This is a genomic window from Trichococcus shcherbakoviae (assembly GCF_963666195.1).
Lineage (GTDB): Bacteria > Bacillota > Bacilli > Lactobacillales > Aerococcaceae > Trichococcus > Trichococcus shcherbakoviae.
This window is the reverse complement of the sequence record NZ_OY762653.1, coordinates 1,249,418-1,264,576: the sequence shown is the minus strand read 5'-3', so window position 1 is coordinate 1,264,576 and position 15,159 is coordinate 1,249,418. Positions and strand designations below refer to the sequence as shown.

The 15,159-nt window shown below is 48.4% G+C and carries 12 protein-coding genes; 8 read left to right on the top strand and 4 right to left on the bottom strand.

Features of this window, described 5'->3' with window-relative positions; all coding sequences use genetic code 11:
* The first annotated feature begins 65 nt into the window (after nucleotides 1-65).
* From rhaB to ACKPBX_RS05815, 4 genes are read left to right on the top strand one after another with little or no spacing between them, the layout of a single operon-like run.
* Entirely contained in the window at nucleotides 66-1,514 is a 1,449-nt protein-coding gene (gene rhaB / locus ACKPBX_RS05830; protein WP_319996275.1) for a rhamnulokinase, read from the top strand.
* Between the two features lie 4 nt (nucleotides 1,515-1,518).
* Nucleotides 1,519-2,775, top strand: coding sequence for an L-rhamnose isomerase (locus ACKPBX_RS05825; protein WP_319996274.1), 1,257 nt, complete (start codon nucleotides 1,519-1,521; stop codon nucleotides 2,773-2,775).
* Nucleotides 2,776-2,785: 10 nt separating this feature from the next.
* Nucleotides 2,786-3,610, top strand: a complete 825-nt coding sequence (gene rhaD / locus ACKPBX_RS05820) for a rhamnulose-1-phosphate aldolase (RefSeq protein WP_211306196.1) — start codon at nucleotides 2,786-2,788, stop codon at nucleotides 3,608-3,610.
* Between the two features lie 25 nt (nucleotides 3,611-3,635).
* Nucleotides 3,636-4,793, top strand: coding sequence for an iron-containing alcohol dehydrogenase (locus tag ACKPBX_RS05815; RefSeq protein WP_068562272.1), 1,158 nt, complete (start codon nucleotides 3,636-3,638; stop codon nucleotides 4,791-4,793).
* A 165-nt stretch (nucleotides 4,794-4,958) separates the two neighbouring features.
* Here ACKPBX_RS05815 and ACKPBX_RS05810 read toward each other — a convergent pair whose 3' ends face one another.
* Nucleotides 4,959-5,741: a Cof-type HAD-IIB family hydrolase gene (locus ACKPBX_RS05810; protein ID WP_319996273.1), complete on the bottom strand. Its 783-nt coding sequence runs from the start codon at nucleotides 5,739-5,741 to the stop codon at nucleotides 4,959-4,961.
* Between the two features lie 432 nt (nucleotides 5,742-6,173).
* Between ACKPBX_RS05810 and metE the strand changes: the two genes are divergently transcribed.
* Both metE and metF read left to right on the top strand, forming a co-directional pair.
* On the top strand, nucleotides 6,174-8,450 hold the full coding sequence (gene metE / locus ACKPBX_RS05805; RefSeq protein WP_319996272.1) for a 5-methyltetrahydropteroyltriglutamate--homocysteine S-methyltransferase: 2,277 nt from the start codon (nucleotides 6,174-6,176) through the stop codon (nucleotides 8,448-8,450).
* An 18-nt stretch (nucleotides 8,451-8,468) separates the two neighbouring features.
* A complete protein-coding gene (gene metF, locus ACKPBX_RS05800; protein ID WP_319996271.1) occupies nucleotides 8,469-9,329 on the top strand; it encodes a methylenetetrahydrofolate reductase [NAD(P)H] in 861 nt (286 codons plus the stop codon).
* A 91-nt stretch (nucleotides 9,330-9,420) separates the two neighbouring features.
* Here metF and ACKPBX_RS05795 read toward each other — a convergent pair whose 3' ends face one another.
* The 3 genes from ACKPBX_RS05795 to ACKPBX_RS05785 all read right to left on the bottom strand — a co-directional run bounded on the left by ACKPBX_RS05795 (nucleotide 9,421) and on the right by ACKPBX_RS05785 (nucleotide 12,565).
* Entirely contained in the window at nucleotides 9,421-10,206 is a 786-nt protein-coding gene (locus ACKPBX_RS05795) for a methyltransferase domain-containing protein (protein ID WP_319996270.1), read from the bottom strand.
* A gap of 241 nt (nucleotides 10,207-10,447) precedes the next feature.
* Nucleotides 10,448-11,731 carry a DEAD/DEAH box helicase gene (locus ACKPBX_RS05790; RefSeq protein WP_319996269.1) on the bottom strand — a complete coding sequence of 428 codons (1,284 nt, stop codon included), beginning with the start codon at nucleotides 11,729-11,731 and terminating at the stop codon, nucleotides 10,448-10,450.
* Nucleotides 11,732-12,088: 357 nt separating this feature from the next.
* Nucleotides 12,089-12,565 carry an RpiB/LacA/LacB family sugar-phosphate isomerase gene (locus ACKPBX_RS05785; protein WP_086941985.1) on the bottom strand — a complete coding sequence of 159 codons (477 nt, stop codon included), beginning with the start codon at nucleotides 12,563-12,565 and terminating at the stop codon, nucleotides 12,089-12,091.
* Between the two features lie 194 nt (nucleotides 12,566-12,759).
* On the opposite strand from ACKPBX_RS05785, the gene pgmB reads away from it, so the two are divergent.
* On the top strand, nucleotides 12,760-13,446 hold the full coding sequence (pgmB, locus tag ACKPBX_RS05780) for a beta-phosphoglucomutase (RefSeq protein ID WP_319996268.1): 687 nt from the start codon (nucleotides 12,760-12,762) through the stop codon (nucleotides 13,444-13,446).
* Complete coding sequence (locus ACKPBX_RS05775) at nucleotides 13,443-15,122, top strand: glycoside hydrolase family 3 protein (protein WP_319996267.1); 1,680 nt, start codon at nucleotides 13,443-13,445, stop codon at nucleotides 15,120-15,122. Before pgmB ends, ACKPBX_RS05775 begins: the two co-directional genes overlap by 4 nt.
* The last annotated feature ends 37 nt before the right edge of the window (nucleotides 15,123-15,159 follow it).

Here is a 15,159-nt window from a genome sequence, read left to right as displayed (position 1 = left end):
CATAAATCCAGAAGTTGTTTAATAGTAATGTAAACAATTACAAGGCGGAGGTGTGAAACAAGTAAATGAAGTACTATACGATGATAGATATCGGAGCCTCCAGCGGGCGGATCATGCTGGCGGAAATAGATAATAAACAATTGGCGTTGCAGGAAGTGCACCGTTTCAAAAATGGCTTCAGCCGCATCGACGGGTCCGACAGATGGGATATCGAAACCATTTTCGAAGAAATCCTGACTGGGTTATCCAAACTGAAGGCACTCGGCGTGACGGAATGCCATCTCGGGATCGATACATGGGCGGTCGACTACTGCCTGATCGGAATGGACGGCCAATTGCTGCAGCTGCCGATCAGTTACCGAGACGAACGCACGAAAGATACGATGGAAAAAGTGGCGCAAGAGATCGACAAAGAGACAATCTACGCCAAAACGGGCATCCAATTCCTGAACTTCAATACTTTGTACCAACTGTATGAAGAGGACAAGGACTTGTTGGCCAGGACGGACAAAATTTTGATGATACCGGATTATCTGGCGTACCGCTTGACCGGGGAAATGGTCGGTGAAGTGACGAATGTGTCCTCTTCGCAGATGCTCAATCTCGAAACCGGCGAGTTCGACAAGGACTTGCTTGAACTTGTCGGCATCCCGAGAGAGAAGTTCCCGGAACTGGTTGTGCCAGGAACGAAAATCGGCGATGTGAAGGCTGATCTGACGGAAACTTATGACCTGCCCAAAATCGAAGTGATCGCTGCGGCGACACACGATACAGCATCCGCCATCGTCGGCGTGCCGGCGCTGGGAGGGAAATGGGCCTACCTCAGCAGCGGAACCTGGTCATTGATCGGTGTCGAAAACGACTCACCGATCAATGACCGTCCCGCCTACGAAGCGAACTTCACGAATGAGTGGGGCGCTTACGGCACCTATCGTTTCCTGAAGAACATCACGGGCATGTGGTTCGTGCAGGAAATCGCGCGCAACCTGGATTACCGCCACTCCTACGGCGAAATGGCGCAGATGGCCTATGCAGTAGAACCATTCCTGCAGTATGTCGATCTGAACGATCCGCGCTTCCTCAATCCGGCAAATATGATTGAGGAAATCCAAGCCTATTGCCGCGAAAGGGGCGAAATCGTTCCGGAAACGACCGGCGAATTGGTGATGTGCGTGTACAGCAATCTGGCCTTGGCCTACGCGCATGAACTGAAGAAAGTCGAAGCACTAACGCAGGAAACGATTGACGTGCTGCACATCGTCGGCGGCGGAGCGAATGTTAAATTGCTGAATCAGCTGACTGCCGATGTCACCGGGAAGCTGGTCGTTGCCGGTCCTACCGAAGGCACCGCAATCGGAAACCTGCTCGTGCAGATGATTGCGGCTGGAGAATTTGCTGACCTGGCGGAAGCCAGAAAATGGCTGAGAAGTCAGATTCATGTGGAAGAATACCCACCAAACCCGATCGCAGACCGGGAGCACCTAAAAAAATACGAAGAAAAGATTGGAGTATAGACAAATGACTAAACCTATTGAAGAAGCATACGCTTTAGCGAAACAAAAATACGCCGCCATCGGTGTGGATACGGATGCAGTACTTGAAAAGTTGAGCCAAATCAAGGTTTCCTTGCAATGCTGGCAAGGGGACGACGTATTGGGATTCATGTTCCCTGATCAAGCCTTGACCGGCGGGATTTCTGTCAGCGGCAACTACCCAGGCAAAGCAACAACGCCAGCGCAATTGCGTGCCGATTTGGATAAAGCCTTGAGCCTGATCCCTGGTAATCATAAAGTGAATTTGCATGCCATCTACGTGGATACGGACGAAAAAATCGACTTGGATCAGATCGAACCGAAGCACTACGAAAAATGGGTGCAATGGGCAAAAGAAAAAGGTCTTGGCCTGGATTTCAATCCTACTTGTTTCTCTCATCCGAAATCAACTGATGGTACGTTGTCCAGTAATGATCCTGAAACACAAGCATTTTGGATCGAACACGTAAAACGCAGCCGCAAAGTGGCCGCTTACTTCGGCGAAGAACTGAACCAAACTTGCGTGAATAACATCTGGATCCCGGATGGCTACAAAGACAACCCGATCGACAAAATGTCGCCGCGTGTACGCCTACGTGATGCTTTGGATCAATGTTTGGAAGAAAAATTCGATGATGCGTACATGCTGGACGCAGTCGAAGGCAAACTCTTCGGCATCGGTGCAGAAAGCTTCACGACCGGTTCCAACGATTTCTACCTGTCCTACGCTTTGACAAGGGATATCCTGTGGACAATCGATGCGGGACATTTCCATCCAACCGAGGATGTATCCGATAAATTCACGGCCTTCCTGCCTTTCGGTAAAGGCTTGATGCTGCACGTGAGCCGTCCGATCCGTTGGGATTCCGATCACGTGGTCATCCTTGATGAAGCGACTACCCGCATCGGCGAAACATTGGTGCGCAACGACTTGTTGGACAAAACTTTCATCGGCATGGACTTCTTCGATGCAACAATCAACCGTGTCGCAGCCATGGTCATCGGCGCGCGCAGCACGTTGAAATCATTGTTGTTGGGTATGTTGAGCCCAATCGAAACATTGAAGGATGCCGAAAGCACAGGCGACTTCACAACCCGTTTGGCTGTTACGGAAGAAATGAAATCTTATCCATTCGGGGCTGTCTGGGAATTCTATTGCCAACAACAAAATGTACCGGCTGGTACGGAATGGCTGACTGAAGTAAAAGACTACGAACAAAAAATTCTTACGGAACGCAAATAAGGGGGAAATCATAAAAATGAAAAACATTTTAGAAGCACCATTTATCAAAGAAGTTATGCTGTTGACGGACGTCATGTACAAATTCGGCTGGCACGAAAGAAACAGCGGCAACTTGTCCTACTTGCTGAAAGAAGAGGAAATTACGGAATATTTGGATCTGAACGAAGTGAAACGCAATATTCCGATCGCTTTCGACGGCAAAGCATTGGCTGGGAAATATTTCCTAGTCACAGGAACAGGGAAATTCTTCAAAAACGTCATCCATGATCCGGCTGATGTCTTGGGTATCCTGAAAGTAACTGCGGAAGGCAACAGTGTAGACCTGTTATGGGGCTACGAAAACGGAGCGGCTCCTACAAGCGAATTGCCTGCTCATTTGATGTCACACATTTCGCGCTTGTCGGTCGATCCTGAAAACCGTGTCGTTTACCACTGCCACGCCACCAACCTGTTGGCGATGTCCTTCTCTTGCGAGTTGGATGAAAGAAGCTTCACGCGCATCCTTTGGAAAATGTGCACCGAGTCATTGGTCGTGTTCCCAGAAGGTGTGGGCATCTTGCCTTGGCTGATGCCTGGAACGAACGAAATCGGCGAAGCGACTGCTGAAAAAATGAAGGAATACCGTCTGATCGTATGGCCGCACCACGGTTTGTACGCAGCCGGAAAAGATTTGGAAGAGTGTTTCGGTTTGGTCGAAACGGCTGAAAAATCAGCGACTGTCTACACACTTGTTCAATCGCAAGGCGGCATCAGACAGGAAATCACTGACGAACAACTGAGCAATCTTGGCAAACGTTTCTCGGTAACCCCAAGAGCGGGCTACTTGAACATCTAATTATATCAAAAGGGGATAATTGAAAATGGCAACTTTTTATGTACCGGCAATAAACCTGATCGGAATAGGCTGCATCAAGGAATTGGGCAGCAATGTGAAGGAACTTGGCTACAAGAAAGCTTTGTTCGTAACGGATAACTTTTTGGCCAAAAGCGAAATGATCGACGTTGTTTTGGCAGAGTTGGACAATGCGGCAATCGACTATGTGATCTATGCGGATGTCGATCCGAACCCGACATGCAAAAACGTCAATGAAGGCGTGGCGATGGCACAAGCAGAAAACTGCGACTTCATCATTTCCTTCGGTGGCGGCTCTCCGCAGGATGCAGCGAGCGCCATCAGCATCATCCTGACGAACGGCGGCAAACCGCAGGACTACGAAGGTTTGCACAAATCCGCTAAAGCCGGCTTGCCGGTTGTGGCGATCAACACGACTGCCGGAACATCCGCTGAAATCACGATCAACTACGTCATCACCGATGAAGACCGCAAAGTGAAGATGGTTATGGTCGACAAAAACAGCTTGGCGAAGATTTCCGTGAACGATCCTGAATTGATGTTGACGATGCCGAAATCATTGACAGCCGCAACTGGGATGGACGCGTTGACACATGCGATCGAATCGATGGTAACACCGGGCGCATACGCTGTGACGGAAGTATTGGCAGCCGGAGCAATCGAATTGATCCGCGAATACTTGCCGAAAGCTGTCGAAAACGGAACGGACTTGGATGCGCGCGATAAAATGGTCAATGCCATTTTCTTGGGCGGAATGGCCTTCAACAATGCCGGCCTGGGCTATGTGCATTCGATGGCTCACCAATTGGGTGCCGTCTACCACTTGCCGCACGGCGTCTGCTGCGCAATGCTGTTGCCAATCGTGGAAGCCGAAAATGCCAAATTCGCGCCTGAACGTTTCCGCAAAGTAGCGAAAGCTTTAGGATTGGCAGTGACAGCTGACGTATCCGATCAAGCCTGCGCGGATTACACGGTCGAAGAAATCAAACGCTTGTCCAAAGTCGTCGGTATTCCAACATCATTGAATGAGCTGGGTATCAAGGAAGAGGAATTCGATTATGACTACCTGTCCAAAAATGCCATGATCGATGCCTGCGCACCAGGAAACCCATTCACTCCAACATTGGAAGAAACGATTGCGATGTACAAAAAATTGTTCCAATAATCCAAACCTGAGCTAAAAAAACAACTTTTCAAAAAAATGCAGATAATCCGAATTTGTCCAAAAATAAGGTTATCCAAACTAAAACCCTGCCCGCAAACTGGGCACTCGAAAAAACGAGTGCCTCAGTTTGCGGGCAGGGTTTCTTGGTTTTACAGATCCGGGGCATCAGTCTTCCAGAAACAGATTCAGCTGCTGGCAGGCATAATAGATGCCATCCCGCCACACTTCCCTGGTGACAAAATCGGCTTTTTCTTTCAGCTGATCGATGGCATTACCCATGGCAACGGCGGTTCCCACCGCATCGAACATTTCCAGATCATTTTGCTCATCCCCAAAAGCTAAGGAGGATTCCACAGGCAAATCCAGAATGTTCAGGAGCTGCTGGATCCCGCTGGCTTTCGATATGCCATGGGGCAGGATATCCAAGGTTCGCGGTGTGGATTTGACGACTTTCAATTCCGTCAACCAACTGCTGATGCCCTCGACGTCAGCGCTGTCGACCAGTATCTGCAGCACTTTCGACGGGTATTCTCCAGGCTTGAGGAAGCGGATACCAACGCCACGGTCCAAGAGATTCTTCCGATCAGCGGAACTGAAGATTCCGTGAACAGTGTCGTAGAATACATCAATCCCGCGCTGGTTGAAGCTGGTGTAGATTTCCTCCACCACATCTTGTTCGATCCAATTCTGGTAGATGCTCTTGCCATTCAGGGTGATTTCCTGTCCATTGGAGGTGATCATGCTGTCGATGCCGAGAATGGAAGCCAAATCCAATACAGCTTCCTTGTGACGCCCGGAAGCGATCACAGGAATGATTCCTGCCTGCCGGATCTTATGGATGGCGTCTTTTGTGGATTCGGGTATGCCATCATTCATGTTGACTTTGTGATTGCTGGAATCGATCAAGGTGCCATCGATATCAAAAAAAGCGATCTGATACTTTGTCATAACCATTCTCCTTTGCCTGAATCTTATTATTCATAGGCAGTATGTGTACTTTTATTATAGGCTGATTTTCGATTTTGAAAAGGTTTTCGTTGGAGATGGGAAAAAAGTACCATTGATTTCGTGCGAAAACAAGCTTATTCCGGACATAATGTTCAACCCAGATAATTTTCTGGTGCATCCAGCATTCGGATCTGTTTGTGAACGGAGGCTTCGCCGGAGTTTGGAGCACATATAGTATTAATCTATAACTGCGTATATTTATTAAGTGTTATCCTATATCCGTTTTCCATGGCATACTGGAGCAACCTTCTGATAGAAGCTGATCAGCAACTATCGGGACAGTGGTAAGACATCATGTTCGCAGTTTTCCCTGATGACTGGGAAGGGACTTGAAATAGCAGGAACCAAAAAAATGAAATGGAGGAATTCAAAATGAACAGTTCACTAATCGGTTTTCCAAGAGTAGGCAAAGGGCGCGAATTGAAGTTCGCATCCGAAAAATATTTCAGAAAAGAAATTTCAGTAGAAGAGTTGGAGAAAGTCGCAAAGGGTCTTAAGATAATGCACTGGAATCTGCAGCAAGCAGCCGGCATCAGCCACATCCCTTCGAATGATTTTTCATATTACGACAACTTGTTGGATCTGACGGTCTTGTTGAACGCGTTGCCCAATGGTTACAGACAGCTGGGCTTGAATGAGCGCGACACTTATTTTGCGGCTGCGCGCGGCTACCAGGGCGAAGCGGGCGACGTCAAAGCGTTGGCGATGAAAAAATGGTTCAACACCAATTACCATTATTTGGTTCCGGAACTGTTCGACGATACCGAAATTAAATTGGTGGGCGATAAGCCTTTTGCTGAGTACGAAGAAGCCAAAGAAATCGGCGTGCTGACGAAACCGGTCCTCATCGGCGGATTCACTTTCCTGAAACTGGCCAAATACAAGGGCTCCAAAACAATAAATGATTTTGCCGACCAAGTGGCAAATGCCTATATCGCAATACTCAATAGGTTCAATGAGCAAGGTGTAGCGTGGGTGCAGTTTGATGAACCGAGTCTGGTAACCGATCTGTCCGAAGAAGATGTCGCGCTGTTCACTGCCATATACGAAAAAGTCTTGGCGCATAAAGGCAACGTAAAAGTATTGCTGCAGACATACTTCGGGGATATCAGGGACAGCTACGAAGAAGTGATCGGGCTCGACTTTGATGGCATCGGCCTTGACTTCATCGAAGGCAAACAAACCGTGGAACTTTTGGAAAGACATGTTTTTCCGGCTGATAAAACTTTGTTTGCCGGCGTTCTGAACGGAAAAAATATCTGGAAGAGCGACTACAAAAAGGTCATCGACTTGGTCAATGGGCTGGAAAAGTACAGCAACGACATCGTCATCAGCACTTCCTGCTCGTTGCTGCATGTTCCTTACACGTTGGAAAGTGAGACGAGCTTGCCGGCAGATGTATCCCGCTATTTCGCATTTGCGAAGGAGAAACTGCAGGAAATCAAGGAACTGACGGAATTGATCGGCACTTCCGGATACGAAGAGCAAGAAGCTTATCTTGCGAATCTACAAGTCTTTTCAGCGGACCGGGTATACGAAGACAAGCACGTGCAAGCGTCCGTGGCAAGCTTGACCGAAAGAGATTTTGTCAGAAACTTTCCGAGAAAAAAACGGAGAGCGATCCAAAAGGAGAAACTGCAACTGGGTCTGTTGCCGACAACGACGATCGGTTCCTTCCCGCAGACGAGGGAAGTCAAGCAGAACCGCAGCAAATACCGCAAAGGCGACATCGGCAGAGCCGAATACGATGAAAACATCAAAGGCTTCATCAAAGAATGCATCGATCTGCAGGAGGAACTGGGGCTGGATGTGCTGGTCCACGGTGAATCTGAGCGCAACGACATGGTTGAATTCTTCGGCGAAAACCTGGCGGGATACGTATTTACCGAAAAAGCCTGGGTACAGTCCTACGGAACAAGATGCGTCAAGCCACCGATCATCTTCGGTGATATCCGCCGCGAAAACCCGATCACTGTGTTCTATTCGGAATATGCGCAGAGTCTTTCCGACAAACCGGTCAAAGGAATGCTCACTGGTCCAGTGACAATCTTGAATTGGTCGTTCCCGCGTGAGGACATTTCGCTGAGGGAGATGGCTTTCCAGATCGGTCTGGCGATCCGCGAAGAGGTTCAGGACTTGGAAGCGGCGGGCATCAAGATCATCCAAATCGATGAAGCGGCTTTGAAAGAGAAGTTGCCGATCCGCAGGGAAGAATGGGCCAGCGAGTACCTTGATTGGGCGATTCCGGCATTCCGCCTTTGCCACAGCGGCGTGCGGCCGGAGACGCAGGTGCATACGCATATGTGCTACAGCGAATTCGAGGAGATCGTACAGGATATCGATAACATGGATGCGGACGTCATTTCATTCGAAGCTTCCCGTTCCAAACTGACGATCATCGATGCCTTGAAGGCGAACCAATTCGAAACGGAAGTCGGACCTGGTGTTTACGACATCCACTCACCGCGCGTACCGAGTGTCGAAGAGATGGTAGCGGTATTGAAGAACGCGTTGACGAAGATAGACGAAGAAAACCTATGGATCAATCCGGACTGCGGACTGAAAACCAGAGGCATCAAAGAAACGAGAGAAAGCCTGGCCAATCTTGTGGCGGCGGCGAAAATCATCAAAGACGCAGTTTCGGTCTAAAAAAAGAGGTGAAGGCTGATGAAAATAGAATCCAAATTCCAAAAGAAAAAACCGGTGCTTTCCTTCGAAATTTTTCCGCCGAAGCGCGATAAAGCGATCCAGAACATCGATGAGACACTGGCGATCCTGAGCGAACTGAACCCTGATTTCATCAGCGTCACTTTTGGCGCCGGCGGAAGCCATACGAATAACCAAACCGTTGAATTGGCGAAACGCATCAAACATCAATATGGGATCGATCCGCTGGTGCATTTGACTTGCCTGAATCATTCGAAATTCGAAATCTGTGAATTGTTGGAGGAATTGAGGGCTGCTGACATCGACAGCATCCTTGCCTTGCGCGGGGATGCAAACCCGGCAGTGGAGGCAAAAGAGGACTTCCGGTATGCCAGCGATCTGGTCAAATTCATCAGGCAATACGGTGATTTTTCCATCAGCGGCGCTTGTTATCCGGAATGCCACACGGAATCGAAAAACAAAGTCGAGGATATCGCCCATCTGAAAGAGAAGGTGGATAGCGGGGTGCAGCACCTGATTTCCCAGCTTTTTTTCGACAACAATGCCTTCTATTCCTTTCAAGAACATATCCAAATCGCTGGCATGCACGTGCCGGTCGAGGCGGGCATCATGCCGGTCATCAATAAAGCCCAGATCGAAAGGATGGTTACGCTCTGCGGTGCCTCCTTGCCGGAAAAGTTTTCCAGAGTGATGCACAAATACGAAGACAACAAAGAGGCGCTTTTCGATGCCGGCATGGCATATGCGATCAACCAGATTGTCGATCTGCTGGCACATGACGTCGACGGCATCCATATCTACACGATGAACAATCCGATCGTTGCTAAAAGAATCTGCGATGGCATCAAGAATCTGATTTGATAAAATATACGCCAAAAGTACCGTTTTCCTTTAGTGAGGGAGGAAAACGGTACTTTTGCTTATATTGGAAATGCTAAAGAAATAAGTATTTCTAAAGGTTCTGAATGCGATACAAAGTAAAGAAGACTCTTGTGAACGGCAAAAGAATTTTTCCGTTCTTTTCGACTGGATATGCCTCAACGACTTTTTCTAGATAGTCATTACAGAATTCGGCTTGTAATGCTTCGTCTGGAAGCATATTCAGGAAAGGCCTCAGCGCGGTCCCCTTGTACCATTCCACGATACCTTCATGCGAATCCAAAATGGTGATATAGTCTGTCTGCCATGCCTTAAGACTCTCTGATAGCGGCGAAATGATGGCATAAAAATGAGGGAATGCGAAATGTTTAGGGTATTCGGGTGGCGCTTGAAAGTATGCGGACCATTTTTCATTTTTTGTCAGGTTCAGAATTTCAGCAAAAATTGGTAAATGTTTGACATATGGAACCTGAATTGCGATGGCGCCGCCTTCATTCAGCATATCAAACAATTTTGGGATCAATACCTCGTGACCGGGCATCCACTGAAGTGCCGCATTGGAAAAAATGATATCGAATTTTCCGAATGAGGATAAATCAGCGTTGGAATCCATTAATACCCAATCAATATCGGGATCAGTGGTTTGTGCTTTCTCTATCATTGCTGCCGAATTATCAAGACCGATTATTTCAGCTTCGGGCCATCTATCCTTCAAAATTTTTGTGCTGTTCCCTGGGCCGCAGCCAATGTCGATTATTCTTTTCGGGGAATCTACCTCAATGCGGTTAACGAGGTCTATGGAGGGCTGCGTTCGATCATCCTTGAATTTCAAATATTGATTTGGTTGCCAATCAGACATATGCTACACTCCTCACTTGAAATGAAATATGAAAGAAGGCGGAGCCTTCCTCGTATTCATTGTAAATTATGCCAACATAAGTTACAAAGCTAATTGGTGAGTGTAATGGTCTTTTGGTGTTCTTACAGCAGAGATGACGCTTCATTTTTTTCCACGCAACTTCGGCGAAGCAACGCTCGCAATAGTAAAATCAGAAACAAAAGAGAGCTCCCGTCGTTTCCGGCGGGAGCTCTCTTGTCGATCAATTACTTTGCGTATTTTTTTTGGTTTGTACACGCGGTCTTTGTGCGGCTTTTTGGCCGCCTCTTGGACCTTGCTGGTTTTTAACGCGAGTTCCGTTATTGCGAGCGGCAACCGGTTTTTTCGGCTGTGGTGCAGCTGCCTTAGTGCCTTCTTTCAACAGAAACGGCTGATCTGTTACGACCGGAACTTTTCTCTGGATAAGTTTTTCGATGTCTCGCAACAAGGATGCTTCTGTTTCATCACAGAAGGAGATGGCTTTTCCGCCGCGTCCTGCGCGTCCCGTCCGTCCGATACGGTGAACATAGGTTTCCGGAACTTCAGGCAGATCAAACAAGATGACATGCGAAAGCTCAGGCACATCGATACCACGGGCTGCGATATCTGTCGCTACAAGAACGCTGGTTTTTTTGGTCTTGAAGTTTTCCAAAGCACGCTGACGCGCAGTCTGGGATTTGTTGCCGTGGATCGCTTCAGCTGAAAGTCCAGCTTGCAAAAGCTTTTTGACGATCTTGTTGGCGCCGTGCTTCGTTCTTGAGAAGACAAGCGAGCGTTCCACTGTATCTTCCTTCAACAGGTGGATAAGCAAGTCAGTTTTGTCGGTCTTGGCTACAGGATAAACGCTTTGGTGGATGATTTCCACAGTCGAGGAAACCGGAGTGACTTCCACTTTAACCGGATTTGACAAAATGGTCCCCGCAAGTTTTTCGATCTCAGTCGGCATAGTCGCTGAAAAGAACATGCTTTGGCGTTTCTTAGGCAATTCACGGATGATGCGGCGTACATCATGCAGCATCCCCATATCCAACATCATGTCGGCTTCGTCCAGGACAAAGAAATCTACCTGGTTCAGTTTGATGTATCCTTGTCCGATAAGGTCCAACAGTCTGCCTGGCGTCGCCACAAGGATATCTGTTCCGCGTTTCAGCGCGGTTGTCTGAGGATTCTGGGAAACACCGCCAAAAATGACTTGGATCTTCAATGGAAGGTATTTTGCGTAAATTTGGAAGCTTTCGCCGATCTGTAGGGCAAGTTCACGGGTAGGGGCAAGGATCAGGGCTTTGATGTTACCTTTTCCAGCTGTTCCTGCTTCTGTTAGGTTCTGCAGAATCGGTAGGGCAAAAGCAGCGGTCTTACCGGTACCAGTTTGGGCGCAACCCAACAAATCCTTATTGTTCATCAGATGCGGAATGGCATCTTCTTGGATGGGCGTAGCTTTCGTGTAGCCTGCCTCTTTCAGTGCGCGCAGCAGGTTTTGATTCAATTCTAGTTCTTTAAATAACAAATGGTTCTCCTTCAGCATGTTCTACATGCATTTGATTTTAGTGGGTTTGTTTCGGGTCAGGTCAGTTTGGGAAAGAGAGTTGGACTCCCGTTTGCCAAATTCCTCTCCGCGAAACGTTATATAGGTTCTCAGAGCAACAGCGTGACTGGCCTACTATATCACAAATGGAAGCAAAAGTCATAGCATTCCGCTTTTGGGTGGAATAATGAGTGGGTTAACAAGGCGAGGAAGCGTTGAGGCATCCGAAATAGCCCGCAAAAAAAACCGCACCGAAATGGATTCGTTCATCCATTTCGGTGCGGTCTTGTTTTTGTTGTAATTTGTTCTTCGAACATCGTGCAGTCAATTCATGACTGACTAGTCCTGGATTTCATCCAATTTCTTCAGATGCTTTTCGGCAATCTTTTTCACTTTGTCGACGCGGTTCGTGTATTTTTCGATATCGCTGAGGTAATCGGTCGTCATCCAAGCCGTCACGATTTCAAGCGCCAATGCCGAACCAATGATTTTTCCGCCAAGGCAGAGTACATTCGTGTCGGAGTGTGAACGCGCCAGTTTCGCGCAGAAAGGATCCTGGCAAACCGCTGCATAGACGCCGTAGATTTTGTTAGCGATCATGGCACTGCCGTAACCGACGCCATCCACAAAGATACCGCGGTCGGCTTTTCCTTCCGCCACAGCCAGTGAGGCAGGGTAAACATAATCGGACAGGTCACAAGGCTCTTCGTTGTAAGGTCCAAAGTCGAGCACTTCATGGCCTTCCTTTTCGAGTAAAGCTTTGACTTCTTCTTTCAATGCGAAGCCGGCATGGTCGCTGGAAACGGCAATTTTCATCTAAATCCCTCCATTATCTGTCATTAATCAAAAGTATAAGCCAAATGGCGAGAGTAGTACAGACTGAGTTTACAGATCAAAACAGAACAAACCTGTGATTTGAACAGTAGCCACTTTGATTCTGCCATTGTTCGGGATGCCTCAATTATGTAAGATGAAGATGTAAACTAGGATTCTTCGAATGGAGTAGACAAATGGGCGAAATAAAAGGACTGGTATTTGATTTGGACGGTGTCATCACTGATACAGCTGAACGGCATTACTTGGCATGGAAAAGGATAGCGCATCGATTGGGCATCGCGATCGACCGCGAATGGAACGAACGCCTCAAAGGCATTAGCAGAACGGAATATTTGGAACTTATTTTGGCTGAGAATCCGACACTTCTCCTTGATTCGGAAGAAAAAGCACAGCTTTTGAAAGAAAAAAATGCGCATTACTTGGAGTTGATCGCGGAAATCACAGCAGCGGACATCCTGCCGGGTATTCCGGAACTCCTGGAAGAGGCAAAGAATGCAGGCTACCGCATGGCGATCGCCTCCGCCAGCAAAAATGCGCCGCTCATTCTGGAAAGACTGGGTCTATCGGCTATGTTCGATGCCGTCGTCGATCCGGAATCGCTGAAACAGAACAAACCGCATCCAGAGATTTTTGAAAAGGCTGCTCAGGCTTTGGGTCTGGAAACACAAGAATGCATCGGTTTCGAAGACTCATTGGCTGGTATTGAAGGGATCAAAAGGGCGGGTATGCCCGCTGTAGCCATCGCCATCCCTATCTTTGCTGAGTGGCTTCCAGATATCGAAGTGGCGGCTACAAAAGATTTGAAATTGGAAGAAATTGTACGCAAAGTGACTACGATGAAGGAGCGTGTTGAAGGATGATCGATTTGAAGGGGAATCCTTTTTATCTGAAGGATGAGCAAATAGCATGGGTAAACCGGATGTTGGCAAGCTTGACGTTGGATGAAAAAGTGGGGCAGCTGTTCTGCCCAATCGGCATGTCCACGGACGAAAAGGCACTGTTTGACTTGGCTGTGAACAAAAAAATTGGAGGCTTGCTGTTCCGTCCCGGAAAAGGCAAAGAAGTGCAGCAGGCCCACCGCTATCTGCAACAACAGGCTAAGGTTCCGATGCTGATCGCAGCCAACCTGGAAGCGGGCGGTACGGGAAGCGCTATTGACGGTACGCGCATTGGCAATCCGATGTTGTTGGCGGCTGGTCAGGATGCCGAATTTGGGCACCATCTTGGTGAAGTATGCGCCAAAGAAGGTTCGGCGGTAGGCGTGAACTGGGCCTTCGCGCCGGTCGTGGATATCGACTACAATTTTCATAATCCGATCACGAATGTGCGCACGTACGGCAGTGATCCCGAAACCGTCCTCAACTATGCAAAAGGCTTTGTTGAAGCCGTGCAGCAAAACGGAGTAGCGGCTTCGATCAAGCATTTTCCCGGGGATGGCATCGATTTCCGTGATCAGCATCTGGTGACGACAGTCAACACTTTGCTGCTTGAAGAATGGCGGAGTACCTATGGTAAAGTCTATTCGGGCCTCATCGAAGCAGGCTCATTATCGGTGATGATCGGCCATATCGCTTTGCCGGCGGTCCAGAAATCAGAAGAAGATGCTTTTCTGCCGGCCACCTTATCTCCTGTTATCATGCAGGAACTGTTGCGCGAGGAACTCGGATTCAATGGCGTCATCACAAGTGATGCGACGCCGATGGTCGGTTTTTGCGCGGCGATGGAGCGGCGTTTGGCCGTTCCGACAGCAATCGCTGCCGGTTGTGATATCTTCCTGTTCAACAAAGACTTGGAGGAGGATATCCGCTTCATGAAGGAAGGGATTGAAAATGGCATCCTGAAGTTGGAACGCATCGATGAAGCCGTCACCCGCATTCTGGCGATGAAAGCAGCATTGAAGTTGCCTGAAAAACAGGCGGATGCATTGTTGGTTCCGGCAAAGGAAGAACTGGCCGTCCTGCAGGCGGAACAACACGTCCAATGGGCTACTGAAGCCGCCGACAAAGGCATCACCCTCGTCAAAGATACAGCCGGTAACCTACCGCTACGGCCGGACGCGACGCCTCGTCTGTTACTGCAACTGCTCGGGCCTTACGAGGAATCGAATACCCAAATCTTTTCCAAGGTGCTGCCGCTGTTGGAGAAGGAAGGCTTCCAGGTGACGTTGTATCAGCCGGAAGATTTCACGACCGGATTCGAATCCGTTTCCCAGTTCCGTTCCAAATATGATGCTGTCCTCTATCTGGCCAATGTCGAAAACCGCAGTAATGCTACAACGACAAGAATCAATTGGTATACGTTCTTCGGCCAGGGGAACAATATCCCGTGGTTCGTCGATGAAGTGCCGACCGTATTTGCGAGTCTGGGGAATCCGTACCATCTCATGGATGTTCCAATGGTGAAGACCTACATCAATACCTACGACAATCACCAAGCAGTCATCGAAGCGCTTGTAGCTAAAATTCTTGGCAAGAGCGATTTCAAGGGCGTGAGTCCGATTGATCCTTATTGTGGGTTGATGGATGCACGCAGATAGATTTTATGCACCCAACCCGATGAGTCCGGTTGGGTTT

Bases quoted from the DNA above. Each gene is read 5' to 3' on its own strand.
- rhaB (WP_319996275.1), top strand. From the start codon at position 66: ATGAAGTACTATACGATGATAGATATCGGAGCCTCCAGCGGGCGGATC.
- ACKPBX_RS05825 (WP_319996274.1), top strand. From the start codon at position 1,519: ATGACTAAACCTATTGAAGAAGCATACGCTTTAGCGAAACAAAAATAC.
- ACKPBX_RS05815 (WP_068562272.1), top strand. From the start codon at position 3,636: ATGGCAACTTTTTATGTACCGGCAATAAACCTGATCGGAATAGGCTGC.
- ACKPBX_RS05810 (WP_319996273.1), bottom strand. From the start codon at position 5,741: ATGACAAAGTATCAGATCGCTTTTTTTGATATCGATGGCACCTTGATC.
- metE (WP_319996272.1), top strand. From the start codon at position 6,174: ATGAACAGTTCACTAATCGGTTTTCCAAGAGTAGGCAAAGGGCGCGAA.
- metF (WP_319996271.1), top strand. From the start codon at position 8,469: ATGAAAATAGAATCCAAATTCCAAAAGAAAAAACCGGTGCTTTCCTTC.
- ACKPBX_RS05795 (WP_319996270.1), bottom strand. From the start codon at position 10,206: ATGTCTGATTGGCAACCAAATCAATATTTGAAATTCAAGGATGATCGA.
- ACKPBX_RS05785 (WP_086941985.1), bottom strand. From the start codon at position 12,565: ATGAAAATTGCCGTTTCCAGCGACCATGCCGGCTTCGCATTGAAAGAA.
- pgmB (WP_319996268.1), top strand. From the start codon at position 12,760: ATGGGCGAAATAAAAGGACTGGTATTTGATTTGGACGGTGTCATCACT.
- ACKPBX_RS05775 (WP_319996267.1), top strand. From the start codon at position 13,443: ATGATCGATTTGAAGGGGAATCCTTTTTATCTGAAGGATGAGCAAATA.